27 protein-coding genes and 1 tRNA gene are annotated in these 24509 nt (G+C 63.7%); 13 read left to right on the top strand and 15 right to left on the bottom strand.

Features of this window, described 5'->3' with window-relative positions:
* The first annotated feature begins 41 nt into the window (after window positions 1–41).
* Window positions 42–1796 carry a putative bifunctional diguanylate cyclase/phosphodiesterase gene (locus F4U95_RS16805; RefSeq protein ID WP_120249958.1) on the top strand — a complete coding sequence of 585 codons (1755 nt, stop codon included), beginning with the start codon at window positions 42–44 and terminating at the stop codon, window positions 1794–1796.
* Here F4U95_RS16805 and F4U95_RS16800 read toward each other — a convergent pair.
* The 4 genes from F4U95_RS16800 to F4U95_RS16785 are packed head-to-tail and all read right to left on the bottom strand — an operon-like array spanning window position 1760 to window position 4705.
* Complete coding sequence (locus tag F4U95_RS16800) at window positions 1760–2974, bottom strand: CCA tRNA nucleotidyltransferase (protein ID WP_150426498.1); 1215 nt, start codon at window positions 2972–2974, stop codon at window positions 1760–1762. The two genes, F4U95_RS16805 and F4U95_RS16800, sit on opposite strands and share 37 nt — an antisense overlap.
* The gene (locus tag F4U95_RS16795) at window positions 2955–3563 is read right to left on the bottom strand and encodes a CoA pyrophosphatase (protein WP_150426497.1); all 609 of its coding nucleotides are present in this window, start codon (window positions 3561–3563) and stop codon (window positions 2955–2957) included. The genes F4U95_RS16800 and F4U95_RS16795 overlap by 20 nt, the downstream gene beginning before the upstream one ends.
* Window positions 3560–4126, bottom strand: coding sequence for a DUF1285 domain-containing protein (locus F4U95_RS16790; RefSeq protein ID WP_150426496.1), 567 nt, complete (start codon window positions 4124–4126; stop codon window positions 3560–3562). Before F4U95_RS16790 ends, F4U95_RS16795 begins: the two co-directional genes overlap by 4 nt.
* 42 nt (window positions 4127–4168) lie before the next feature.
* Window positions 4169–4705, bottom strand: coding sequence for a GNAT family N-acetyltransferase (locus F4U95_RS16785; RefSeq protein ID WP_211364004.1), 537 nt, complete (start codon window positions 4703–4705; stop codon window positions 4169–4171).
* 122 nt (window positions 4706–4827) lie between these two features.
* Between F4U95_RS16785 and F4U95_RS16780 the strand changes: the two genes are divergently transcribed.
* Window positions 4828–5211 (top strand): dihydroneopterin aldolase, encoded by a 384-nt coding sequence (locus F4U95_RS16780; RefSeq protein ID WP_150426494.1) that lies wholly within the window; start codon window positions 4828–4830, stop codon window positions 5209–5211.
* A gap of 172 nt (window positions 5212–5383) precedes the next feature.
* Here F4U95_RS16780 and F4U95_RS16775 read toward each other — a convergent pair whose 3' ends face one another.
* Complete coding sequence (locus tag F4U95_RS16775) at window positions 5384–6331, bottom strand: isopenicillin N synthase family dioxygenase (protein ID WP_150426493.1); 948 nt, start codon at window positions 6329–6331, stop codon at window positions 5384–5386.
* A gap of 106 nt (window positions 6332–6437) precedes the next feature.
* Between F4U95_RS16775 and F4U95_RS16770 the strand changes: the two genes are divergently transcribed.
* Window positions 6438–6845 carry an EVE domain-containing protein gene (locus tag F4U95_RS16770; protein ID WP_150426492.1) on the top strand — a complete coding sequence of 136 codons (408 nt, stop codon included), beginning with the start codon at window positions 6438–6440 and terminating at the stop codon, window positions 6843–6845.
* Window positions 6846–6996: 151 nt separating this feature from the next.
* Entirely contained in the window at window positions 6997–7287 is a 291-nt protein-coding gene (locus tag F4U95_RS16765; protein WP_120249965.1) for a hypothetical protein, read from the top strand.
* A 124-nt stretch (window positions 7288–7411) separates the two neighbouring features.
* Here F4U95_RS16765 and F4U95_RS16760 read toward each other — a convergent pair whose 3' ends face one another.
* Window positions 7412–7714, bottom strand: a complete 303-nt coding sequence (locus F4U95_RS16760) for a glycine zipper 2TM domain-containing protein (protein WP_150411868.1) — start codon at window positions 7712–7714, stop codon at window positions 7412–7414.
* Window positions 7715–7836: 122 nt separating this feature from the next.
* Here F4U95_RS16760 and F4U95_RS16755 point away from each other — a divergent pair, with 122 nt between their 5' ends.
* Window positions 7837–8277 carry a cupin domain-containing protein gene (locus F4U95_RS16755; RefSeq protein WP_150426491.1) on the top strand — a complete coding sequence of 147 codons (441 nt, stop codon included), beginning with the start codon at window positions 7837–7839 and terminating at the stop codon, window positions 8275–8277.
* A gap of 612 nt (window positions 8278–8889) precedes the next feature.
* Here F4U95_RS16755 and F4U95_RS16750 read toward each other — a convergent pair.
* The 4 genes from F4U95_RS16750 to F4U95_RS16735 form a co-directional block, all read right to left on the bottom strand.
* A tRNA-Thr gene (locus tag F4U95_RS16750) sits at window positions 8890–8964 on the bottom strand.
* 29 nt (window positions 8965–8993) lie between these two features.
* On the bottom strand, window positions 8994–9851 hold the full coding sequence (locus F4U95_RS16745; protein WP_150426490.1) for a hypothetical protein: 858 nt from the start codon (window positions 9849–9851) through the stop codon (window positions 8994–8996).
* Window positions 9848–11167, bottom strand: a complete 1320-nt coding sequence (locus tag F4U95_RS16740) for a replication-associated recombination protein A (protein WP_150426489.1) — start codon at window positions 11165–11167, stop codon at window positions 9848–9850. Before F4U95_RS16740 ends, F4U95_RS16745 begins: the two co-directional genes overlap by 4 nt.
* Window positions 11168–11194: 27 nt before the next feature.
* Window positions 11195–12373, bottom strand: a complete 1179-nt coding sequence (locus tag F4U95_RS16735; protein ID WP_150426488.1) for a glycosyltransferase family 4 protein — start codon at window positions 12371–12373, stop codon at window positions 11195–11197.
* 125 nt (window positions 12374–12498) lie between these two features.
* Between F4U95_RS16735 and F4U95_RS16730 the strand changes: the two genes are divergently transcribed.
* The 3 genes from F4U95_RS16730 (at window position 12499) to F4U95_RS16720 (ending at window position 13813) form a co-directional block, all read left to right on the top strand.
* Window positions 12499–12717, top strand: a complete 219-nt coding sequence (locus F4U95_RS16730; RefSeq protein WP_150426487.1) for a hypervirulence associated TUDOR domain-containing protein — start codon at window positions 12499–12501, stop codon at window positions 12715–12717.
* Window positions 12718–12803: 86 nt separating this feature from the next.
* The gene (locus F4U95_RS16725) at window positions 12804–13457 is read left to right on the top strand and encodes an MOSC domain-containing protein (RefSeq protein WP_150426486.1); all 654 of its coding nucleotides are present in this window, start codon (window positions 12804–12806) and stop codon (window positions 13455–13457) included.
* A 131-nt stretch (window positions 13458–13588) separates the two neighbouring features.
* On the top strand, window positions 13589–13813 hold the full coding sequence (locus tag F4U95_RS16720) for a DUF7336 domain-containing protein (RefSeq protein WP_120249972.1): 225 nt from the start codon (window positions 13589–13591) through the stop codon (window positions 13811–13813).
* A gap of 235 nt (window positions 13814–14048) precedes the next feature.
* Here the strand turns inward: F4U95_RS16720 and F4U95_RS16715 are convergent, their stop codons facing one another.
* Window positions 14049–14444 (bottom strand): cupin domain-containing protein, encoded by a 396-nt coding sequence (locus F4U95_RS16715; protein ID WP_150426485.1) that lies wholly within the window; start codon window positions 14442–14444, stop codon window positions 14049–14051.
* Window positions 14445–14520: 76 nt separating this feature from the next.
* Here F4U95_RS16715 and rnr point away from each other — a divergent pair, with 76 nt between their 5' ends.
* A complete protein-coding gene (gene rnr, locus F4U95_RS16710) occupies window positions 14521–16830 on the top strand; it encodes a ribonuclease R (RefSeq protein ID WP_150426547.1) in 2310 nt (769 codons plus the stop codon).
* Window positions 16831–16974: 144 nt separating this feature from the next.
* Here the strand turns inward: rnr and F4U95_RS16705 are convergent, their stop codons facing one another.
* Window positions 16975–17430 (bottom strand): universal stress protein, encoded by a 456-nt coding sequence (locus tag F4U95_RS16705; protein WP_120249974.1) that lies wholly within the window; start codon window positions 17428–17430, stop codon window positions 16975–16977.
* A 183-nt stretch (window positions 17431–17613) separates the two neighbouring features.
* Here F4U95_RS16705 and F4U95_RS16700 point away from each other — a divergent pair, with 183 nt between their 5' ends.
* From F4U95_RS16700 to F4U95_RS16685, 4 genes are read left to right on the top strand one after another with little or no spacing between them, the layout of a single operon-like run.
* Entirely contained in the window at window positions 17614–18924 is a 1311-nt protein-coding gene (locus F4U95_RS16700) for a pyruvate dehydrogenase complex dihydrolipoamide acetyltransferase (RefSeq protein WP_150426484.1), read from the top strand.
* The gene (locus F4U95_RS16695) at window positions 18924–19340 is read left to right on the top strand and encodes an acyl-CoA thioesterase (protein WP_120249976.1); all 417 of its coding nucleotides are present in this window, start codon (window positions 18924–18926) and stop codon (window positions 19338–19340) included. The genes F4U95_RS16700 and F4U95_RS16695 overlap by 1 nt, the downstream gene beginning before the upstream one ends.
* Window positions 19341–19357: 17 nt before the next feature.
* Complete coding sequence (gene lpdA, locus F4U95_RS16690; protein WP_150426483.1) at window positions 19358–20752, top strand: dihydrolipoyl dehydrogenase; 1395 nt, start codon at window positions 19358–19360, stop codon at window positions 20750–20752.
* Entirely contained in the window at window positions 20730–21419 is a 690-nt protein-coding gene (locus F4U95_RS16685) for a phosphatase PAP2 family protein (protein ID WP_425505076.1), read from the top strand. Before lpdA ends, F4U95_RS16685 begins: the two co-directional genes overlap by 23 nt.
* On the opposite strand, the gene F4U95_RS16680 is transcribed toward F4U95_RS16685, so the two are convergent.
* The 3 genes from F4U95_RS16680 to ybeY form a co-directional block, all read right to left on the bottom strand.
* A complete protein-coding gene (locus F4U95_RS16680) occupies window positions 21399–22841 on the bottom strand; it encodes a DUF2142 domain-containing protein (RefSeq protein ID WP_246171630.1) in 1443 nt (480 codons plus the stop codon). The two genes, F4U95_RS16685 and F4U95_RS16680, sit on opposite strands and share 21 nt — an antisense overlap.
* 166 nt (window positions 22842–23007) lie before the next feature.
* Complete coding sequence (locus F4U95_RS16675; RefSeq protein ID WP_120249980.1) at window positions 23008–23949, bottom strand: hemolysin family protein; 942 nt, start codon at window positions 23947–23949, stop codon at window positions 23008–23010.
* Between the two features lie 49 nt (window positions 23950–23998).
* Window positions 23999–24508 (bottom strand): rRNA maturation RNase YbeY, encoded by a 510-nt coding sequence (gene ybeY, locus F4U95_RS16670; RefSeq protein WP_150426480.1) that lies wholly within the window; start codon window positions 24506–24508, stop codon window positions 23999–24001.
* Window position 24509 lies beyond the last annotated feature (1 nt).

Genomic DNA, 24509 nt, shown 5'->3' with positions numbered 1-24509 from the left:
GCGTTTCCCGAAAATTTACTCCTTCTGGATACAGCGGGGGCATGGAATCGACGTCAGTGCATAATTTGCCGGTCACGCAGACCAGCGGCACGCCCCTCGTGGGGGGTGATGACTCGCATCCTGACTGCGCCATCCATATTTCGGAATGGCTGGCTGCCCTGCCGCAGCTTGCAGCGATTTTTTCGTACGAAAACAGCGAAATACATTTCAAGCAGGGCAATGCCCGCTTCATCACCGTGTTTCGCTCCAGTCCAGAACGTGGCTATGTTCAGGAACGGGTCGCGAAGGAATGGCGGGAACGGGTCATTGGCTTCATTCAGTCGGGCCGCGATTCGGAAAGTTTCGAACTGCGCCGCGACGGCAAGCTCGGGCCGGAATATTTCATGTGTACGCTCGGCCGGCTGCCAGCGGCGCAAGGGCGTGCCGAACATTATCTCTTCACCGCGATCGACCGGACCAGCGAACGGACGATCGAAAAGAATTTGCGGCGTGAGCTGCTGTCCGACGGCCTGACCGCGCTGCCCAACCGCACCGGTTTTGGCGAGGAAATCGACGATCGGCTGGCCAATGGCTCCTGGTCCGATACATCGCAATTCGGCATCATCGCCATCGATCTCAGCCGTTTCAGCCGGGTGAATGAATCGCTGGGGCCCATGGCCGGCGACGAACTGCTGATCACGGTTGCCAAGCGGCTGAAATCCAGCCTGCGTCAGGGCGATGTGCTGGCCCGCATCGGCGGTAATGACTTTGCTATATTTGCGCGTCTTAACAATGGCTTGTCGGACGCTCTTCATATCGTTCAGCGGATCAAGGAAGCACTCAGCTCGCCCATTCGCCTGAGCGACCTGCAAATCCGCGTCGATTGCGCGATCGGTTGTGCGCTGTCGCTCAATCTGGACGACGATCCGGATGATGTCGTGCGCAAGGCGCAGGCAGCGGTGAAGATCGCCAAGCGCACCGGCAAGGTCGAAATCTATCGCAACGGCGTGCTCAAGGAAGCGCAGCGTCGCTTCTCGATCGAAAGCCGTTTGCGCGACGCGCTGGCGCAGGGGGGGCTGACGCTCGCTTTCCAGCCGCTCATCCATCTCCAGACCGGCGAAATTACCGGGTTCGAGGCGCTGGCCCGCTGGAATGATGAAGAATTGGGCGACGTGTCCCCGGTGGAATTCATCGCCGTGGCGGAAGAAAGCGGCCTCATCACGCCGCTGGGCCGTTGGGCCGCCTATGAAGCGGCGCAGGCACTGTCGCGCTGGGACGCGAAATTCGGCCAGGCGCTGCCCGTGGGCGTCAACGTGAACCTGTCCCCGATCCAGATGGCGCGGGACGATGTCGCGTCGATGTTCGAGGAAGCGCTGCGCTATGCCGGGATCGCGGGCAACCGCCTGACCGCCGAACTGACCGAAAGCGCGATCATCGCCGATCCGGACAAGGCGCGCAAATTGCTGGTCGCGCTCAAGGGGCTGCAGATGCCGATCGCGATGGACGATTTCGGCACCGGCTTCTCCAACCTCGCCAGCTTGCACAGCCTGCCGATCGACATCCTCAAGATCGACCGCAGCTTCGTGTCCACCATGTTGGAGGATCATGACAAGGCGGTGATCGTCCGCACGATCCTGTCGCTCGCCGAATCGTTGAACCTGAAGGTTACGGCCGAGGGGATCGAGACGCAGGCGCTGGCCCTGGCGCTTCAGCAAATGGGCTGCTGGCAGGGGCAGGGCTATCATTTCGCCCGACCGATGGGCGAAAATGACGCGTTCGATTATTGGCGCGCCCGCTGGAATTTCGAGACGATCTGATCGGCGATCGCCGCGACGCGATCCGCGTCGGGGAAATCCTCCGCCACCCATAGCGCCTGCACCGCCTGCAAGGCTTTCGCCACATCCGGCCCGGCCGGCAGGCCGCGCGCGATCAGCGCGCCGCCACCGATCGGCAAGGCCGGCGGCGTCCAGTCCGCCAGCGCCTCCAAGGCTGTCAAAGGCTGGTCGACATCGAGCAGCAAGCGGTCGATCGCGCCCTCTACGCCCACCCGATAGGCAAGTGCGCGGGGCGTTTCCGTTGTCGCGGCACTCGGCTCCAGCGCCACGACCAGCCGCTTGCGCGCCTTGTTCGACAATTTCAGCCGAGCGCCCACGCCATCGGCCAGCACCGGGTCCGCTGGCAGCAAGGCCGCCAGACGGCGCAGGCCCGATCCGCCGATCCCACTTTCGGCCTCGCGCGCCATCAGCGCCTCGACCCGTGCCACGCCGTCCATATCCACTTCCGGCAAAACGGGGCGCAATATGCCGCCTTCGACCATCAACCGCAGCGCGTGGACGGGGGACGCGACCCCCAGCAATTTCAGCAATTCGTCCGCAATCCGTTCGCGCGACAAGGCCATCAGGCTGTTGGCCGCAGCAACGCAGGCGTCGTACGCCTGACTGTCCAACTCGTTGTCGCCATAGCGCGCCAGGAAGCGGAAATAGCGCAGGATCCGCAAATGATCCTCGGCGATCCGCGCCGACGCCTCGCCGATGAAGCGCAGCCGCCGTGCCGCCAGATCAGCCAGCCCGCCGAAATAGTCGCTGATCTCACCGGTCAGCGGATCGGCATAAAGGGCGTTGATGGTGAAGTCGCGCCGCGCGGCATCCTCGCGCCAGTCGTCGGTATAGGCGATGGTCGCGCGCCGCCCGTCGGTGCTGACATCGCGGCGCAGCGTGGTGATCTCCACCGGGCCATCGGGCAGGATGGCAGTGATCGTGCCATGGTCGATGCCGGTCGGCACCGCCTTGATCCCGGCAGACTTCAGCCGATCGACCACATCATGCGGGTCGAGCGTCGTGGCGACATCCAGATCGTTGACCGGCAGGCCCAGCAGGCCGTCGCGCACTGCGCCGCCCACGAAGCGCGCCTTACCCTGTGCCACATCCAGCGCGGTCAGCAATCCGTCCAGGCCGGAACGGTGGCGCCAGTCGGCGTCAGACGGCAGGACGGTCATGGCCCAGCCTCCGCGACAAATTGGTCAGGATCGCCGCCGTGATGCCCCAGATACGCCGGCCCTCCCAGAAAATCTCGTAATAATGGCGCGTGACGCCGGCAAATTCCGCCTCCCGCCGCATCCGGTTGGCCGGATCGAGCGCATAGGCCAGCGGCAGTTCGAACCAGTCCGCCACTTCGCTTTCCTGCGCGCGCAGCGGCAGATCGGGCGGAATGACACCCAATACCGGCACGATATCGAAACCGGTAAAGGTGCTGTAGCGATCGGATATGCCCACCACCTGAACCTGATCGGGCGACAGGGCGATTTCTTCCTGCGCTTCCCGCAGCGCGCCGGCAATCTCGTCGGCATCGCCATCGTCCACGCGGCCACCGGGAAAGGCGATCTGCCCTGCATGTTTGCGCAGCGTCGTCGCGCGCTCGGTCAGGATCAGGCCGGGTTCGGGCCGGTCGGTGATCGCCACCAGCACGGCAGCCGGCGCCAGCGCGATCTCGCCTTGGATGCGCGGATCGCGCCTGTCGACCAGTGCGATGTCGGTCCGTTTGTGCCCGTCTTCCAAGGCTGCGCGCAGCCGCTGCGCCAGCGTCATGCGGCGCCGTCCAGCGGGAAGAAGGCGCCCTCGCTCCACAGGCCGACCCGTTCGCCCTCTTCGCCCATCGCCAGGTTCATCAGCTCATAATAGACGCTGCGCCCGACCAGCGCCTCCAGCCCGCCGCGCACATGCAGATAGGGATGCGGCCCGTCCGGCGTTTCCCGCACGGTCAGTCCATGGTCCGGCCCGGCGGTCACGATATCCCCGCTGTTCAGGCGGAAGGCCAGGCTGCGCGTCCGCCCTTCGCCCTCGCTCTTCAGTTCGACCGCGACGAAGGGGGCGTCCTCCACTTCGATGTCCAACTTCTCGACCGGCGTGACCAGCACATGGCTGCCGTCCGGCTCGCGCCGCAGGATCGTGGAAAACAGCCGGACCATCGTCTCCCGCCCGATCGGCGACCCCTGATGATACCAGGTGCCGTCGCGCGCGATCCGCATCTCGCTGTCGCCGCAATGGTCGGGATTCCATTTCTCGACCGGAGGCAGGCGCTTTTCGGCGGCCAGCCGCGCAATATCGGCCAGCGAAAGGGTGGACAGGTCGGGCAGGGGTTCCATCGGCATGGGGCGGAGATAGGAGCCCGAGGCTCGCAGGCAAAGAGTTAATCAGGCCGCGACGGATATTCTGGGGCTGAGCATGCCCGTGCCGCCGACCGGACGGCCATCGACCGACAGGGCGAGCAGCCGGCGCGGCTCGAACGGGCCGGGCGCCTCCCATCCCGCCGTGCCGTCGGCGGCAAAGCCCCAGAAACGGCCATAATATTCCGGATCGCCGATCATCATCAGCGGTTCGCAACCCATCGTCCGAGCAGCGGCGACCACCGCGTCCATCATCGCCCGGCCATGGCCGCCAAATTGATGCGCCGGCGCGACTGCGACCGGGCCGACCATGATCAGCGGCATCTGCTGCCCATCCGCGTCCGTCAGCGCCACCGGCCAGCTTTGCAGCGATCCGATCAGCGCGCCGTCGGCATCCACCGTGGCGAAGGAGAGGGCGGGCAGCCAAGGCATGTCCTGACGGATGCGATAGGCGGTGCGGCCATGACGGTCCGGGCCGAACGCCGCGTCGAGCAGTTGCTCGATGGCCGCTTCGGGCTGACTGTTGAGGGGCACAATGTCTGACACGTCTTGCCGATCCGCCATCAATGGCGCATGGGGCAGCGCCGGAAGCGGGGCTTTAGCGCCCGCTTCGCAAAATGAAAGACTAAATAGGCCATGGCCCGCACCATCTTGTGGGGCGGACACGGCCTGGATGTGGCAAGGCTATGCAGACTGGATTTGACGATTTTCTGACGCTGGAGGTCAACGACCTGCATGTCGACGTGCTGACCGGCATCTATTCGGAGGAGACGCATCTCCCCCAGCCGTTGCGCATTTCCATCCGCGCGCGCCTGCGAATCGCCGATCATTATGAGCCGGAAACGCCGCTGACCGCGTCCAAAAACTATATGGACCTCAAGCATGCCGCATCGACAGCGCTGCCCGAAGGCGTGCATTTCACGCTGATCGAGGCGGTGGCCGATCATATCATCGACACCATCCTCCTTCAGGACGACAAGGTCAGCCATGTCGAAGTGAAGATCGTGAAGCTGGCGCTGAGCGAGCGGGGCGAGGAAATCGGCATCACCCTGGGGCGTGGGCGCAGGTAAGGCGGCGATCCCCGTTCGTTTCGAGCTAAGTCGAGAAACCTGTCTCAACTAAAGCCCAACGATGTGAACATTCTGTTCCCCGGCGCAGGCCGGGGTCCAGTTCGGAGCGTAGGACTGGACCCCGGCCTGCGCCGGGGAACGATCCGAGAGGCAGTCGCAGCGCGCTTCGCCTTTACCCCTTCTTGATCAGCCCGATCTCGATCAACCGCTCCGTCAGATAATCATGCGCGCTGATCGGCGGATCGCGGCGCGGATTGTCCTCGCTTACGCATTGCGGCAGGGCGTCGATCATGAAATCGGGGCGCAGGTGCAGGAAGAAGGGCATGGAATAGCGCGAATGGCCGCGCCGTTCCGGCGGCGGGTTGACCACGCGGTGGCTGGTCGATGGCAGCAGATGGTTGGTCAGCCGTTGCAACATATCGCCGACATTGATCGCCAGCGCGCCGGGTGGCGGCACCACGGGCAGCCAGTTGCCGCCCCGATCCTTCAACTCCAGCCCGCCTTCTTCCGCGCCCAGCAACAGGGTGATGAGGTTGATATCCTCATGCGCGCCCGCGCGGATGCCCGGCGCTTGCGGCGATACCGGCGGATAATGGAGCAGGCGCAGGATCGAATTGCCATTTTCAATGGGGCCGTCGAACCAGCGTTCGGGCAGGCCCAGATAGAGGGCGATCGCCGACAGCAATTCCGCGCCCACCCGATCGAATTCGCGATACAGTTTCGCAAAGACCGGCTCGAACTCCGGCATTTCGCTCGGCCACACATTGGGTGGCATCGTCTCGGCCAGCGGATCGCCTTCGGGCAGGTCGCGGCCGACATGCCAGAATTCCTTCAGGTCATTCTCGCTCGCGCCCTTGGCGATCTCGACGCCGAACGCGGTATAGCCGCGCTGACCGCCATTATATTTCGCATCATAGGCGCGCTTGGTTTCCACCGGCTGGTCGAAGAAGCGACGCGCTAGCGCCCAGCCATCATCGACCAGAGTCTGGTCCATGCCATGGTCCTTCACCATGGCGAAACCGAAGCGTTGGAAGGATTGGCCGAAGGCTGCGGCAAAATCCGCCTTGCTCATTTCCGCCATGGACAGGACAGACACCTGATCCAGTACCGCTTGCGACACTTATTATCTCCAGTTTCGTTCAGATGGGGCCGTGTCTCATCCTATAGGCGTAGCCCGCGCATGACGCATCCTTGATCGCGCCGGGGCGCTGTTGCAAGGAGGCAGAATGAACTACTGGCTGATGAAATCGGAACCCGATGCCTTTTCCTATGACGATCTGGTCAAAAAGGGGAAGGCCGAATGGGACGGTGTGCGCAATCATGCGGCCCAAGGCCATATGAAGGCGATGCGCAAGGGCGATCTGGCCTTCTTCTATCACAGCAATATCGGGGTCGAGGCGGTCGGCATCATGACCATCGTGGAAGAAGCCGCGCCTGATAGCACGGACGATACGGGCAAGTGGATCGCGGTCCATGTCGCGCCGGTCGAACGGCTGGCCAAACCCGTGACGTTGAAGGCGATGAAGGCTGATTCGGCGCTCGCCGACATGGTCATGTTGCGCCAATCACGCCTTTCCGTCGCGCCGCTGACGAAGGCCGAGTTCGACCATGTGGTAGCGCTATCAAAGGCTTAGTGCGCAAAATGGAATACGGTTGCACATGATGCAATCGGATCGTCATTTTTTGCGATTGTCGCTATGACGCACTGCAACATAAGACGGTGTTCAACAGAACAAGAATATAAGAGGTGTTTGATCGGCATTCACAAGGAGTTTACCCATGCGAATGCTGTCCAAGTTCATTGTCGCCGGCGCCATCAGCGCCATTGCCGCCACCGCCGCTCAGGCTGAAGATGCCGCTGCCAAGCAGCGCTTCACCCACGAAGGCTACACCTATGTCTATCAGGTGAAGGACACCAAGACCGGCAAGGTGATTTCGGGTCGTCGTTTCCCCGACGCCGTCGCTTTCAACCTGGCCGTCAAGAATGGCAAGGTTTCGGGCGTGTCGGGCGGCCAGCAGGTTGCCTTCAAGGTCGAAGACGCGCGCGGCGCTGCTTCGGACGCTTCCGCCGACTGATCGGCAGACGCTGCACAAAGTTAGGGACGGCATCCGACGGGATGCCGTCCCTTTTTTGTTGCCATCCAGCGGGGCCAGCCGCTGAAAGCCGGCGCGCGCTCCTGACACGCGCCGGCTTGTGGCATCAACGGCAAGTACGCTTGCTGTCGATCGACTTGCCGAGCAGCGCGCCACCGGCCGCGCCCAGGATCGTGCCGGTGGCGCGGTCGCCACGGGTATCGATCGCACGGCCGACCAGCGCACCGCCGACGCCGCCGACGATCAGGCCGGTCGTGCCGTTCGACTTGCGGCAATAGGTCCGGCCGTCGCGGCCACGCCATTCCTTGTAGCGATAATTTTTGCGGGCCTGGGCACCGTCGGTCGGAACGGCCATGGAAACCGGAATGGCCAGTGAAATGGCGGCCAGGGCGAGCAGGGCATTACGCATGATATTCTCCTCCGAACTGCGTGATTTGTCGCTTCAACCCATCTACATTGATCCAGGTTGCATGAACGTCAGGCAACAATTTAAGTGACTGTTTCCCAAGCAATAAAATTTGAGGCAAACGGATGCAAGGCGGCGACGAACAGGCAGGGCGGGCGTTGATCGAGGCGTTGGGCCTGACGCCTCATCCCGAAGGCGGATGGTATCGGGAGACATGGCGCGCCACGGCCGCGCCGGGTGAGCGCGCTGCCGGCACCGCGATCCTGTTCCTGCTGGAGGCGCATCAGCGATCGCACTGGCATCGGGTCGATGCCGACGAACATTGGTTCTGGCACGCCGGTGCGCCGCTGATCCTGTCCATCGCCGCGCCGGGCGAGGGCGCCCGCGACCTGCTGCTGGGGCAGGATGTTCTGGCCGGGCAGATGCCGCAAGGCTGGGTGCCCGCGCATCACTGGCAGGCATCGACGCCGCAGGGTGGCTGGACGCTGGTCAGTTGCACCGTGACGCCGGGCTTTGATTTTGCAGGCTTTTCGCTGGCGCCACCGGGTTGGTCGCCGCCCGGCTGAAAACTTATCCACACTTATCCACAGCTTTCGATGGCCGCCTGTCAAAAATCTGACCGAATTCGCTTTGAACGACTCGGGTGCAGTGACACCATCGCTCTATCGGAACGGTGGAAACGGAGCGATCCAATTCCAGAAATTGCTGAGAAATCAGGGATTTGAGCCGTGAAGGCAGTCCATCGGCAGGCAATATCCGCAAGGGTGGAGCCGGGCAGAGGGACGGGATGCTTGAAGCCCTTGCCGGGTACGCGCGAAAGTGAACGTCGGGCAAGGAAAGCGGGCATTTGAGCCTCGATGGGCGGCCTTTGGCCAGAAGTCGGAGCAAAACCTGAGCGGCGCCTTCGCCCGAAGGATGACGCACAGGATCGGCGGGTCGATGATCGCATCTCTTCGTGAGACGCGGATCGCCTTATCCATCTTCGAACATGCCGGTTTGGGCCGACGGTTCGAAAAATGTATGAGGAGCAGTCCGACGGAAGTGGGGACCGGCAGCAATGTCGGCCCCCATTTTGCGTTTGGCCCCATTTTGCATTTGGGCGCGCTACATCTGTAAAGGGATCTGGTGCAGATGCGATCGGCCGGACGGCGATCTGCTGGACTGGGATCTGCCCGAAATGGTGCCGGATGAGGGGATCGAACCCCCGACCTTCGGTTTACAAAACCGCTGCACTACCGCTGTGCTAATCCGGCGCGCCGTTTCGGGTGCGACGCCCTTACTATCAGTTCACGCCAAAGGTCCAGCCCTCAGTGCGCGCTATTTGCGGCGTGAGGGCAGGTGGCGCCCATAAGGCCGGGCGTAACGCCGCCTGCCGCATCCAGGCGGCGGTCACGATCGCATCCGCGCCATGATCGTCGGGCATTGCGCCGTCATAGGGCTGCGACCCCAGCGCCAGCAACGCATCGTTCAGAGCCCCCTTGTCGCGCATCTTCGTCCGCCCCTTGGGCCGCCCGGCGGCGCGGGCGGCGATGCTGGTATAGATTTCCACGACCAGCGATCCTGCGACCGGCAGTGGATCGAACGGCCACACCGGCACATGGGGCCGCACATGATGGAGCAGCCGCATGCCGGCAAAGCTGGCCTTTGCCACCTGCGCCGCGCCGATCGCGTCATAGACGGTGGACGGCTTGCCGCCGCCGCCCGCATTATACTGCGCCTCGCACGCGCGGTTGTGCATGTAATCGGCCTTCACCCCATCCGCCTTGCCGAAATAGAAGTGGCGGCGATGGGCGACCTCCAGCAGGCTCGCCGCACCGAGATCCACATCATCGCAGATCGCATCGACATAGGCCCAGAAGGCCGGCGCGTCCTGGGGCACCACATCGCCAGGCAGATAGCTGCCCCGTGCGACGAAAGGCGGCGCAAAGCTGAAATCGAAGCCGTACAGGGTCGGAATTTCCCGCGCCGTCGCCATCAACCAGTCCGCCACGCCCTGCCGCGACCAGACGCCGGTCGGCGCCGTGACCAGTTCCGGCACGGCGTCGCCACCTTCGCACAGCGCCACGGCAATCCCCTTGTGCCGCGCCCCCTTCGCCCCGGACCAGTCGATCGCCGCGAACCGCGCGAAGCGGGGTGTCACTGGCCGCTACGCTCCGCCCGCAAACGGTCCCAATGGGCGATCCGCTCGGCGATCCGCGCCTCGAACCCGCGATCGGTGGGGGCGTAGAATGTCTGCGGCGTCATTTCCTCCGGCCAGTAATTGGCCCCGGAAAATCCCTCCGCCGCATCATGATCATATTGATAATTCTTGCCGTAGCCGACCTGCTTCATCAGCTTGGTCGGCGCGTTGACGATGTTCATCGGCGGCATCAGCGATCCGGTATCGCGCGCCGATTTGAACGACGCCTTCATCGCCACATAGCCCGCGTTGGATTTGGGCGCGGTCGCGCAATAGATGCAGGCCTGCACGATCGCCAGTTCGCCCTCCGGCGACCCCAGGAAATCATAGGCATCCTTCGCCGCCAGACATTGCACCACCGCCTGCGGATCGGCGAGGCCGATATCCTCGGTCGCAAAGCGCACCAGCCGCCGCAGAACGTAGAGCGGCTCTTCCCCCGCCGTCAGCATCCGCGCCAGATAATAGAGCGCCGCCTGAGGGTCCGACCCGCGCAGCGACTTATGCAGGGCGGAGATGAGGTTATAATGCCCCTCCCGATCCTTGTCATACACCGCGACCCGGCGGTGGAGCAGGGCGGACAGGCCGGCCGGGTCGAGCGGTTCTGGCAGGTCGATCGAATAGAGCGTCTCGACCTGATTGAGCAGAAAGCGCCCGTCGCCATCCGCGCTCGCCACCAGCGCCTCGCGCGCGGCGGCGTCGATCGGCACGGGCCGTCCGGTCAGCGCCTCGGCCCGGTCCAACAACTGTTCCAGCGCGGCGGCATCCAGCCGGCGCAGGATCAACACCTGCGCCCGCGACAGCAAGGCCGCGTTCAGCTCGAAACTCGGATTTTCGGTGGTCGCCCCGACCAAAGTCACCGTGCCATCCTCGACGAAGGGCAGGAACCCGTCCTGCTGCGCCCGATTGAAGCGATGGATTTCGTCCACGAACAGCAATGTCTTCTCGCCGCGCCGGGCATGCTCCTTGGCGCTGGCGAACAGTTTCTTGAGGTCCGCCACGCCCGAAAATACAGCGGATATCGGCGCGAACCGCATCCCCACCGCATCGGCCAGCAGCCGCGCCGTTGTCGTTTTGCCGGTGCCGGGCGGCCCCCACAGGATGATGGAGGATAGCCGCCCCGCCGCCACCATGCGCCCGATCGCGCCGTCCGGCCCGGTCAGATGTTCCTGCCCCACCACATCGGCCAGGGTGCGCGGACGCAGCCGGTCGGCAAGGGGGGCGGTATCGGCCGGCGCATCGGCGCCGGCCATGTCATCGGGAGCGAAAAGGTCGGCCATTGCCATCGATATAGGCGATCGGACGGATTATGGAACCGGGCTGGATTTCGGCGCCAGACCCTGCGCCCGCTGCCGAATGACGCGCAGATAGGTGTCGACCAATGCCTGGTTCACCTGATCCCAGCCATTATGCTCCGCCCGCGCCTGCGCGGCAGCGCCGGCGGCATGGCGCGCGTCCGCATCGATGCAATAGGCCTGCAACGCGTTGGCAAAGGCACTGATGGCGCCCGGACGGATCAGCCGGCCGGTCACGCCTTCCGTCACCAAACTCTCGCTACCCGTCGCGCGCGCCGCCACCGTGGGCAGGCCGCATGCCATCGCCTCCAGCGTCACATTGCCGAATGTCTCGGTCACCGACGGGTTGAACAACATATCCATGCCCGCCACCGCGCGGCCCAGATCCTGTCCCTTTTGGAAACCGGTGAACACCGCGTTGGGCAGGCGGTTCTGGAACCATTCGCGCGCCGGGCCTTCGCCGACGACCAGCACCTTGTGCTGCACCTGCCGCGCGGTCAGCTGGTCGATCGTGTCGGAAAAGACGTCCAGCCCCTTTTCCATCACCAGCCGGCCGATAAAGCCGATCACCGGCGCGTCATCGCCTATGCCCAGCGACTGCCGCCATGCCATGTCGCGCCGGCCGGGGTTGAAGATTTCCCGGTCGATACCGCGCGTCCAGATGCCGACATCATAATTCATGCGCTGATTGCGCAGCAGTTGCGCCATCGATTCGGACGGCGCGACGATCGCATCGCAACGCCGGTAGAAGCGCCGCAGGATGGATTCGATCAGCGGCTCCAGAAAGGCCAGCCCATAATAGCGCGGATAGGTTTCGAACCGCGTATGCACCGACGCGACCGTCGGCAGGTTGCGCGCCCGCGCCCAGCTGAGCGCGCGATGGCCCAGCGGATCGGGGCTGGACAGATGGACGATATTGGGCGCGAACGCCTTGAGATCGCGGCGGACCTGCGCCGACATGCGATAGGGCACCCGATATTCCTTGCGCCCCGGCACCGGGAAGGAAGGGGTGCTGACCAGATCGCCGGCCGGATCGAAGGCGGGGGTGTCGGTGGTCGGCGAATAGACGCGCACCGACGCGCCCTGCTTCAGCAGATAGCCGACGAAGCGATTGAGCGCCTGGTTCGCACCATCGCGGACATAATTATAATTGCCGCTGAACAGGGCAACGCGCAGGCCGGTAGAATCCATCGGCGCGCCTTATATCAACCTGTAAAAAAACCCAAGGGAACCAGTTGGCTTTCCGGGAATTTTGCTCTTCGCTGACGACGAGTAACGGCCGGCGCAGCATGGACCCAAAAAAGGAGAGGATGCCCATGACCGAGACATTCCGTAAGGGAACGCGGGTCAAGTGGAATTGGGGGCAGGGCGTCGGCCGAGGGCGCATCGCGGAACGGTTCGACCGCCATGTGGAGCGGACGATCGAGGGTTCGCGCATCCGCCGCAACGGATCGACCCGCGACCCGGCTTTCCTGATCACCGCCGACAATGGCGGCGAAGTGCTGAAACTCCGCTCGGAACTGAGCGCCGGCTGATCCTTCGCAGAGGGGCGATCTGCTTAAAGGCCGCTCACCACAAACCGGCCATCGCCTGCCGCGTGCAACCATGGCAGGATAGGGCCATGACCACGCCTTCCATGACCATCGATGCGCTGCTGATCGGCAAGCCCATGCCCTTTCGTGGCCAGGATTATAGCGCGATCGCCAAGAAGCCGGTCACAGGCCCGGTGCGTATCACATGGGAAGGGTTCGCCGACGATGCCGTCGCCGACCGCGTCCATCATGGCGGGCTGGACAAGGCGATCCATCTCTATCCGCAGGATCATTATGGCTGGTGGCGGACACGCAAACCCGACCAGAGCCTGCTCGACGCGCCCGGCGCCTTTGGCGAGAATATCGCATCGCGTGGCCTCACCGAAACTGACATCTGCCTGGGCGATCGCTTTTCGCTCGGCACCGCGATCGTGGAGGTCAGCCATGGCCGCCAGCCCTGCTGGAAGCTCGATCATCGCTTCGGCGCGCGCGACGTCATGGCGACCATCGTCAAGACCGCGCGCAGCGGCCTCTACCTCCGCGTCGTGCGCGAAGGGGAGGTGGAGGCCGGCACCAGCATGGACCTGCTGGACCGCCCCTTGCCCGACTGGCCCGTCGCCCGTGTCTTCCACCTGCTGATCGGCGGCGGACACAAGAGCGACCTGCAAGGCGTCCGAACCCTCGCCGACACCGCCGTGCTGGCCACCACCTGGCGCGAACGCGCCCGCAAGCTGGCGGGGTAGGGGACGGGCGGCTTTCGACCAGAAATTGCCGTTCTAGAGGCAGAAAGTCGTTCTGAATTTCGGTCATCCAGTAATCGCGGCAAGACAAGTTTAGTCGATTAGCGAGGGGCCTTGGGCAGAAGGAAAACCGCATGTTTGTATATCTCGTCGAACACGCCCGCGAAATAAACCCTGACGAGACCGATGTGAAGACAATTGGTATATATTCGAGTGAAGAGAAAGCCAAAGAAGCGATTGCGAGAATTTCCAAGCTTGTTGGATTTCGAGATCACATCGAAGGATTTACAGCAGACAAATATCAGATTGACGAGGATCATTGGGAGGAGGGGTTTCATACGGCATATACCCCGGCATAAAACCGACCGCAATGTAGGCTCCCTGTCCAGTGATTGTGGAAAACCGCTTTTGCGCCTGCAAGCGGACGGGCCACATTCCACCCCATTCGGCCATTCCTGTCCTACAGACCCTTGCCAGTGCTAGACTGCAGGCTGCGCGTTCGAACCACCTACCCGCATAATAAAATTTCCAACTCGCGCATTAAAATGTCGAAGCAAGAGGGAAATATGCGAAGTTAACCTCCGCAAATCCTGTTCAGGGCAACGGCGCCTCCACTCGGTCGCCATGGCTTTTGGGCGTCGATGTCACCAATATCTCCACCGGCGCGGGGCTCCGGTTCTGTGCCTGATGCGGCACACCCGGCGCGATCTCGATCCCCTGTCCGGCGGTCAGCCGATGCGTCTGCCCCGCCGTTTCCATCGTCAATTCCCCCGCCAGCACATAGAAGAATTGCCGCGCCTTCTGATGATAATGCCGCACTTCGGCCGCGCCCGGCTGGATGCGTTCTTCTATAACCGACAGGTCGTCGCGCTTCACCAGATGCCAGCCGTCATTCACGCCGCCCCAGACATAATGTTCGGCCCCCTCCTTCTGGACGGGGGAGGGCGAGGGCGCGCTCGCGGCAGCGGCGATCAGGAGCAGGGCGTTCATGCCCACTCCAACGAAGCGCTACCGCCGCCCCGCCATAGCGCTGGTATCGCCGCCGCCGCATCCCTATAGCTGGTTCATGGCATCGACCCCCAAAAGCAAAACACCCGCCCGCACCAAAGTCCGTCCCGCCGGTTTCCCGACCCGCGATCAGGTGGTGGAATTCATCACGACGTCGGACCAGCCCGCCGGCAAGCGCGAAATCGCCAAGGCGTTCGGCCTGAAAGGGCAGGAGAAGATCGCGCTCAAGGCGTTGTTGAAGGACATGGCGGACGAGGGGGTGATCGACCTTGGCCCGGCCCGCGCCTTCCACAAGATGGGCGGCGTGCCCAAGGTCACGGTGCTGCGCATCGTCGATGTGGACGACACGACCCTGATCGCAACGCCCGAACGGTGGGAAGCCGAAGGCCAGCCCGCGCCCCGCCTGCGCGTGGTGGAGCGTGGCAAGCGCGGTGCGCTGACCATCGGCGACCGTATCCTTGCCCGCACGGAAGAGGCCGGTCGCGGCTGGGTTGCGCATCCGATGAAGAAACTTGCCAAGGCCAGCGAGGAATTGCTGGGCGTGGTGGAGGTAATGGCCGACGGCAAGCTGTGGCTGCGTCCGGTCGACAAGCGCATCCGCAAGGATACGTTGATCAGCGACGTCGGCACCGCCAAGCCCGGCGATCTGGTGCTGGCCGAACCTCATGGCCGCCCGCCGCGCATCTCGGCCCGCGTCACCGACATTCTGGGCGACCCCTTCGCCCCGCGCAGCTTCAGCCTGATCGCCATCCACAAACATGGCATTCCCCATGTTTTCCCGGATCGCGTGGAGGAGGAGGCGACCAAGGCGTCGGCCCTGCCGCTGCATGAGGACAAGCGCGAGGATCTGCGCCATTTGCCGATCGTCGCGATCGACCCGTCCGACGCGCGCGACCATGACGACGCCGTCTGGGCGACGCCTGACGAGGATGAAGGCAATGCCGGCGGTTATAAGGCGATCGTCGCCATCGCCGACGTCAGCTACTATGTCCGGCCCGGCAGCGCGCTCGACAAGGAAGCCCGCAAGCGCGGCAACAGCGTCTATTTCCCCGATCAGGTCGTGCCGATGCTGCCGCACGAATTGTCGTCCGATATGTGTTCGCTGCGCGCGGGGCAGGACCGGGCGGCCATGGCCTGTCACCTCACCATCAATGCGAACGGCAAGGTCACGGCCTGGCGCTTCACGCGCGCGGTGATCCGGGTTGCTGCGGTGCTGGCCTATGAAGATGCGCAGGCGGCGATTGACGGCACGAAGGATAATGATCTCCTCGAACCTGCGCTCAAGCCCCTCTGGGCTTGCTGGGCGCTGCTGCGCAAGGCGCGCGACGCGCGCGATCCTTTGGCGCTGGACCTGCCAGAACGGCGCGTGGTGCTGGACGAATTTGGCAAGATCGTCAGCGTCGCCGTGCGCGAACGGCTGGACGCGCATATGCTGATCGAGGATTATATGATCGCGGCCAATGTCGCGGCGGCCAAGGCGCTGGAGGCGAAGAAGGCGCCTGTCATGTATCGTGTCCATGAAACGCCGGGTCGCGAAAAGCTCGTTGCGCTCAAGGAATATCTGGCGACCTTCGACATCGATTTCGCGTTGGGGCAGGTGATCCGGCCTGCTACCTTCAACGCCCTGATCCGCAAGGTCGGGGAGTCGGAGGAGAAGGAGCAGATCATGACCCAGATCCTGCGCAGCCAGACCCAGGCCTATTACAGTCCGCAGAATATGGGGCATTTCGGCCTTGCGCTGGGCAGCTACGCCCATTTTACCTCGCCCATCCGCCGCTATGCCGACCTTCTGGTCCACCGCGCGCTTGTGGGCGCCTATGGCCTGGATCTTCCGGCGCCCAAGGACAAGGTGATCCCGGACCGCTCCTCCCTCAGCCAGGAGGATTATGAGAATATGGGCCGGGTCGGCGAAATGATTTCCGGCCATGAACGCCGCGCGATGGAGGCGGAGCGGGAGACGGTCGACCGCTATGTCGCCGCGTTCCTGTCCGCCCATGTCGGCGAAGTGGTGAAGGCACGCATCACCGGGGTTCAGAATTTCGGTTTCTTCGCCACGGTCGATGGGCTGGGTGGCGACGGGCTGGTCCCGGTGTCGACTATGGGCGCCGAGCATTTCTACTATGACGAAGCGGGCAAGGCGTTGCAGGGCGTGGACAGCGGCGATCGCTACACGGTCGGCCAGCGGCTGGAGTTGCGACTGGCGGAGGCGGACCCGATCAACGGATCGCTCCGTTTCGAACTACCCGACAATCCCGCGCCGCGCGGCGGCCCGATGAAGCGCGACCGCACCCGGCCGGGTGTCGTGCATCGCGGTCGCCCGAAGAATATCCGCCACATCGGCGCGAAACGGGGCAAGCATAAACGCTGACAAGATCCTCCCCTGTAAGGGGAGGTAGCGCGCGCGAAGCGCGTGACGGTGGGGTAGCTCGCTATTGAGAGGGTGATACCCCTCCGTCTGGTCTTCGACCAGCCAGCTCCCCTTGAAGGGGAGGATTGTCAGGGCGCGGGCGCTTTAACTCAACCGGTCGATCGCGTCGCTATCCAGCCCGCCCGGAATGATCATCAGCGGGCAGGGCAGCTTGCCGGCATCCGCGCCGGCAAAGTGCGTCACCAGCTTGCCCGGATTGCCGCTGGCCGCCGCGCCCAGCACCAGCGCGGCCACATCGTCCATTTCCTCCAGCGTGCCGCGCACCACGGCGACGGCATCGCCCTGACGCACGGTGATGCTGGGGCGGATGCCGGATTCGTCTGTCAGCGTGCCGGCCGCGCTCGTCACCAGCGCTTCGGCCCGTTGCAGCGCCTCATCCTCCATCGTCGCCTGCACGCCGCCCCACTGGACGAACTCGGCCGGCGGGATCAGTGCCAGGATGCGGACGGCGCCGCCCGTCTTGGCGGCGCGGCGCGCGGCGAAACGCAGCGCGGTTTCGGCTTCGGGCGATTCGTCCACGACGACCAGATATGTCCGCACTTCTTATCGTCCCCGCATGATATTTATGGCGCGATGTTTCCGTAAAACATCTCAACGAACCATAGCGGTAAAATGAAAGCCATAAAAGAGGGTCTGCCACGGCGTCACTTGACCAAAGCGGCGAATGGGTGAAAACACGGCGCCAACGACCAAAGCCGTAAAGCCAAGAAGAGGCCCGAAAGCATGAGCAAGACGATCCAGATGCCCGCTTTGTCCCCGACGATGGAGGAAGGGACGCTGGCCAAATGGCTGGTCAAGGAAGGCGACACCGTGTCGTCGGGCGACCTGCTCGCCGAAATCGAAACCGACAAGGCGACGATGGAATTCGAAGCCGTCGATGAAGGCGTGATCGCCAAGATCCTGGTGTCGGAAGGCAGCGAAGGCGTGAAGGTCGGCACCGTGATCGCCATCATCGCCGAAGAGGGCGAAGATGTCGCGACCGCCGCAGCCGGTGGTGGCAAGGCTGACGCTGCAGCGCCCAAGGCCGATCCGGCACCTGAAAAGGCCGAAAGCCCAGCACCCAAGGCCGACCCCGTTCCTGCCAAGGCCGCCGCAGCGCCCAGCGTCGCGTCGGGCGACCGCGTGAAGGCCAGCCCGCTCGCTCGCCGCCTCGCCGAAGCCAAGGGCATCGACCTTGCCAGCGTCAACGGCACCGGCACCAACGGCCGCATCGTGAAGGCGGACATCGAAGGCGCCAAGGCCGGCGCACCCGCCGCCGCGCCGACGGCCGCCACGCCCGCCGCAGCCGCCGCCCCGGCCGCCGCAGCCCCCGCACCGGTTGCTGCCGCCGCGCAGGATTTCGGCATCCCGCACGAGGTCGTCAAGCTCAGCGGCATGCGCAAGACGATCGCGCGCCGCCTGACCGAATCCAAGCAGCAGGTGCCGCACATCTACCTGACCGTCGACATTCAGCTCGACAAGCTGCTGAAACTGCGCGGCGAGCTCAATGCCGGCCTTGAAAGCCGCAAGGTCAAGCTGTCGGTCAACGACCTGCTGATCAAGGCGCTGGGCGTCGCGCTGGAGCAGGTGCCCGAGTGCAACGTGCAGTTCGCCGGCGACCAGATGCTGCAATTCAAGCGCGCCGATATCAGCGTCGCCGTGTCGATCCCCGGCGGTCTGATCACCCCGATCGTCACCGACGCCGCCGGCAAGGGCGTCGCCTCCATCTCGACCGCGATGAAGGATCTGGCCAGCCGCGCCAAGGACGGCAAGCTGAAGCCGGAAGAATATCAGGGCGGCACCGCCTCGCTCTCCAACATGGGCATGTTCGGCATCAAGCAGTTCGAAGCCGTCATCAACCCGCCCCAGGCCATGATCATGGCGATTGGTGCGGGTGAGAAGCGTCCGTATATCGTCGATGATGCGGTCCAGATCGCGACCGTCATGTCGGCCACCGGCAGCTTCGACCATCGTGCCATCGACGGCGCGGATGGCGCCCGCCTGATGCAGGCGTTCAAGCAGCTGATCGAAAACCCGATCGGCCTGCTCGCCTGATGGCTTATGTCGACGAAACCCCGCCGGATATCAGTCCGGCGGTGCGGGTCATCGCCATGCCGACCGATACCAATCCCTATGGGGATATTTTCGGCGGCTGGTTGATGAGCGTCATGGACTCCGCGGCTGGCTCCGTCGCCGCCCGACACAGCCATGGCCGCGCCGTGACCATCGCGGTGGAAGGGATGACCTTCCTCCGCCCGGTCGTGGTCGGCGATGAGCTGTCGGTCTTTGCGACGCTCAAGTCGGTCGGTCGCACGTCGATGAAAATCTATGTCGAGGCATGGCGTCGCGCGCGTCATGACGACCGTTCCTACCGCGTCACCCACGCGACCTTCAGCTTCGTGGCGATCGGAGAGGATCGCCAGCCCCGTTCCGTTCCGCCCCTGCCGACTGAAACCGGCGCGGCGAAGTAAGATTAGAGAGACTGATCATGGCTGATACTTATGATGTCATCGTTCTGGGCTCCGGCCCCGGCGGCTATGTGGCTGCCATCCGCGCCGCCCAACTGGGTCTGAAGACCGCGATCGTCGAGCGCGAAAATCTGGGCGGCATCTGCCTCAACTGGGGTTGTATCCCGACCAAGGCGCTGCTGCGTTCCGCGGAAATCTTCCACTATATGAGCCACGCTGGCGACTATGGCCTGAAGGCTGAAAAGATCAGCGCCGACATCGAAGCCGTCGTGAAGCGTTCGCGCGGCGTCGCAAAGCAGCTTAATCAGGGCGTCACGCACCTGATGAAGAAGAACAAGATCACCGTCCATATGGGCGACGGCAAGCTGACCGGCAAAGGCAAGTTGACCGTTACCAAGGACGGCAAGACCGAAGAGCTGACGGCGAAGAACATCATCGTCGCGACCGGCGCCCGCGCCCGCGACCTGCCCTTTGAGAAGGCGGACGGCAAGCGCGTGTGGACCTATCGCCACGCCATGACCCCGTCGGAAATGCCCAGCAAGTTGCTGGTCATCGGTTCGGGTGCGATCGGCATCGAATTTGCCAGCTTCTATAATGACATGGGCGCTGATGTCACCGTCGTCGAAATGATGGACCGCGTCGTCCCCGTCGAGGATAAGGACGTGTCCGCCTTCCTTGAAAAAGCGCTCAAGAAGCAGGGCATGACCATCCTGACCGGCGCTGGCGTCGATAAGCTGGAAGTCGGCGCGAATGGCGTGAAGGCCGCGATCAAGGACAAGGACGGCAAAGTCGTCAACGGCGAATATAGCCATGTCATCGTCGCGATCGGCATCGTCCCCAACACCGAAAATATCGGTCTGGAAGAATTGGGCATCAAGACGGAACGGGGCCATATCGTCACCGATCCGACCTGCAAGACCAATGTGGACGGCATCTGGGCGATCGGTGACGTCACCGCGCCGCCATGGCTGGCGCACAAGGCGAGCCATGAAGGCGTGATCGTGGCCGAAGCGATTGCCGGCAAGCACCCGCATGCCATGGACGTCCGCAACATTCCGGGCTGCACCTATTGCCATCCGCAGATCGCCAGCGTGGGCCTCACCGAAGCCAAGGCGAAGGAAGCGGGCTATGACGTGAAGGTCGGCATGTTCCCCTTCATCGGCAATGGCAAGGCGATCGCGCTGGGCGAGGCCGAAGGCTTCACCAAGACGGTGTTCGACGCCAAGACCGGCGAGCTGCTGGGCGCGCATATGATCGGCGCGGAAGTCACGGAAATGATCCAGGGCTATACCATCGGAAAGACGCTGGAGACGACCGAGGCGGAACTGATGCACACCGTGTTCCCGCATCCGACCATTTCGGAATCGATGCATGAAAGCGTGCTCGCGGCTTATGGGCGTGCGATCCATATCTGACCGGCGGCCAGGAGCGATTTCAAGTCAGATGGAACATCTGACGGCTCGGAAATCGCGGCAAACGAGGATAATGAAAGGCGCGGGGGCTTTGGCTCTCGCGCTTTTTTGCGTTCTGGCGATCGCGCTGATGCAGCGGGCGGGGTGGCTGGACGAGCTGAATGTCGGGCTGATGGAGCGGGCAGGGGCCGCGCGGGACAGCGCCGTGGGGCAGCATGTCACGCCGTGGATGCGCAGCGCCTCTGCCATCGGTGGAACGGCGGGTCGCCTGATATTGCTAGCCCTGTCGCTGGGCACTTTATTCTGGGTCGGACGGCGAAAGGGCGCTTATTGGCTGGCCGTTATGATGGCCGGCGGTACGGCGCTGAACCTGATCCTCAAGCAGATTTTCGTCGCCCCGCGGCCCGACCTGCTGCCGCATCTGGACAATGTGCACAGCTACAGCTTCCCCAGCGGCCATGCGGCGGGCAACATGATGTTCTTCGGCGCGCTGGCGATGCTGGTTGCGCACCGGAGCGCTTATGTCGCGGCCGCAGCGATGATCGCACTCATCGGCATCAGCCGCGTCTGGCTCGGCGTCCATTGGCCGAGCGACGTCACCGCCGGCTGGATCGAAGGGCTGGGCTGGCTGGCCTTCTGCCGACTCTGGCTACCAGCGCGGCGAGGGTAGCAGGAGCGCGCGGCCGATGCTGCCATGTGGGGGCATGCCGTCGCTGGTGACGAAGCCGTGGATCCAGAAACTGTCGAACACGGTCGCCGCCGCGATGGTGGCCAGCAGGATCGCGGTGATGGCGAACAGCTTCTGCGCCCCGCGCACCGGCCCGGCGGGCGATAGGGCGATCAGCACCAGCGGCAGGATCGGCAGGAAATAGCGCCCCTGCGTCCCCTGAATATAGTCGGCGCCCAGCGGCGTCCCGGTCAGATACATGGCCGTTTCGATCAACAGTGCGATACCCGCCGCCACCGCCAGCCACCATAGCCTCTGACCCATGCCGAAACGCGCGCCGATCCCGTTGGCGACGCCGGCCCCCAGCATCAGCGCAGCCAGCTGATAGGCGACCAATGGCAACAGGATCGCATTCCAGCCAAACCGCCCGACGATCTGCAACGCATAGACCGGCGCCCGCTCGGTCACACTGCTGACAAGGATACGGATATAGTTGATCGGATCATGCAGCACGATCTTGAGCTGCTCGCCGAGCGGCGCGGTCATCATCGTCTCGCCGGTCCGGCGCGACTGGATATGATAGAGCGCCTGGCTGCCACCCGAATAATGCATCCAGCCGACGAAGGCGAACGCGCCCAGCGCCATCGCGCCCAGGATCAGGCCCGGCCGCAGATCGCGGCGATGCTGTTGCCAGCGCAGCCCGGCGGCCATCAGCGGCAGGTAAACGCCCTTGCACAGCGCCAGCAACGGCCCGGTCACCAGCAGGGCAGCCGATCGCGCGGGCGTGGCGGTCATGAAGCCGGTGCGCAACGTCAGCGCCAGCCCCAGAAAGCCCAACCCGTTGATTACGGCATCGGGCGACAGCGAACCGGTTTGATAGGCGAAGGTCGGCAACAGCGCGGTCGCCAGCAACGCATTGCGCCCGAAGGGCAGCAGGCGCAGCGCCGTGATTAGCAACAGCAGGCCGCTCAGCGCATTGACCAGCCGCCCGACATAGAAGGCGTTGATCCAGGGCAGGCCCATCGCCTTGCCCAGCATCAATCCCAAAGCGCCCGGCGCATAAAGGCTGGGCGCATAGCTGGCGACGTTGGGGAAATCGGCAAAGGCGGTCCCGCTACGCCCGGCGTCCGCCTGCGCACTGGCGGCGATCTGTGTGCGATCGAACCGGCGCAGGATAGGGGGCACATCGGTCGGGAAATCGACGGCGTGAATGTCCAGCGCCGCGCGGGGCAAGTCGATGCCGGTCGCCTCCCCCTGCTGACGGGTCAGAACATCGCCCTGCGCCAGCGCCAGCGCTTTCATATAATGCTGGTTTTCGTCCGGCGCCTGGAAGGGCGGGGTGATGACCGTAAAGAACAGGGTCGCGGCGCATAGCAGCGCCAGCAGCAATGTCTCGATCGGCGACCATGGCGCAGCGAAACTCATGTCCGCACTGCCACCGCTCTGAAATCTGCTACGCTCGTTTCGCATTGCCTACCATATTCGTCGAAGGACGATGACGCCTGATGTCCCTATGGCAGGCTATGAGCGCGCAGGCTTAACATTTCGTCGGTATCGAAAATTTGCCGACGGAAATTTCAGGTGGAGGCGTTTATTCCTCCACCTCTTCCAACGCGACCGGTGGATGCAGGCGCAGCCGCGTAACCCGGCGACCATCACTGGCGACGATCTCCAGCTTCCACCCGCTGGGACCATGATCGAGTATCTCGCCCGGCTCGGGCACGCGCCCGGCCAGTACGAAGGCCAGGCCGCCCAGCGTGTCGACATCTTCCTCGACTTCGCCCAGCTTTTCGTCGATTTCGTCCGCGACATCGTCCAGTTCCGCGCGGGCGTCGGCGTCCCACAGGCCGCCATCGAGCGGCACCAGCATCGCTTCGGGCGCGTCGTCATGCTCATCTTCGACGTCGCCGACGATTTCCTCGACCAGATCTTCGAAGGTCAAAAGCCCTTCCGTGCCCGAATATTCGTCCAGCACGATGGCCAGATGCGTCCGCTTGGCGCGCATTTCCGCGAGCAGGTCGAGCGCGCCCATGCTTTCAGGCACATAGAGCGGCTGACGGATCAGCGGTTCCAGCGTGTCGGGCACCGGCGATTTGCCGGCCAATATGGCGAAGGCATCGCGAATGTGAATCATGCCGACAATGGTATCGAGCGTCCCGCGATAGACCGGCACGCGGCTATGCCCGGCCTCGGCGAACAGGGCGGCGAGGTCGGCGAAACTCGCCTTCTCCTCGATCGCGATGATGTCCGCGCGGGGCACGGCGACGTCATCGACCGTATGTTCGGAAAAATGGAGCAGGTTGCGCACCATCTGCCGCTCGATCGCGGACAGGTCGCCCTTGGCCGGGGGGGCGCTATTTTCGTCCTGCTCGTCTTCATCATATTCGTCGAGCGCTTCTTCCAGTTCCTTGCGGAGACTGGTTTCTTCACCCTCGCCGAACAGGAGCGACTTGATGCCGCTCCATAAGCCGCCCTCGTTGCTACTGTCCCCTTCTTTCGAAGCGGTGCCGTCCTTCGGACTGCCGTCAGCCATAATTTCGATCAATCCCCTGTCAGTGCGTGTCGAAACGGACAACGCGATATCAAACGCCCTCTCGATCCCCATAGGGATCGGCAAGACCTATGCTCAGAAGCGCCGCAATCTCCAGCGCTTCCATCGCTTCGGCCTCATTGTCGTCCATATGGTCATATCCAAGCAAATGAAAAGTCCCGTGAACAATCAAATGCGTGGCATGATCAGCGACGGAAATGCCCTTTTCCGCCGCTTCGGCGACGCAAACGCCCTCCGCCAGTACGATATCGCCCAACAATACTTCGCCATCGTCGGTATTGGCGGTGGCCTGAAGCAAATCATCCTGCACCATCGGAAAGGACAGGACGTTGGTGGGCTTGTCCTTGTCGCGATAGGCGCGGTTGAGGCTATGGACCTCCTCATCGGACGTCAGCTTGACTGCCACCTCATACAGCGTCTGGTCGGCCGCGAAGGCCGCATAGGGGCTGTGCGCGATGGCGGTGGCCACGGCGCGCTGGGCCAGAAATTCCCAGTCGATACCGGGCCAGCCTTCTTCATGGAGGACGGCGACTTCAATCATG

It is taken from the genome of Sphingobium limneticum (assembly GCF_008710165.1).
GTDB classification, from domain to species: domain Bacteria; phylum Pseudomonadota; class Alphaproteobacteria; order Sphingomonadales; family Sphingomonadaceae; genus Sphingobium; species Sphingobium limneticum.
The sequence above is the reverse complement of the archived record's forward strand: the minus strand, read 5'-3'. Positions and strand labels throughout refer to the sequence as shown.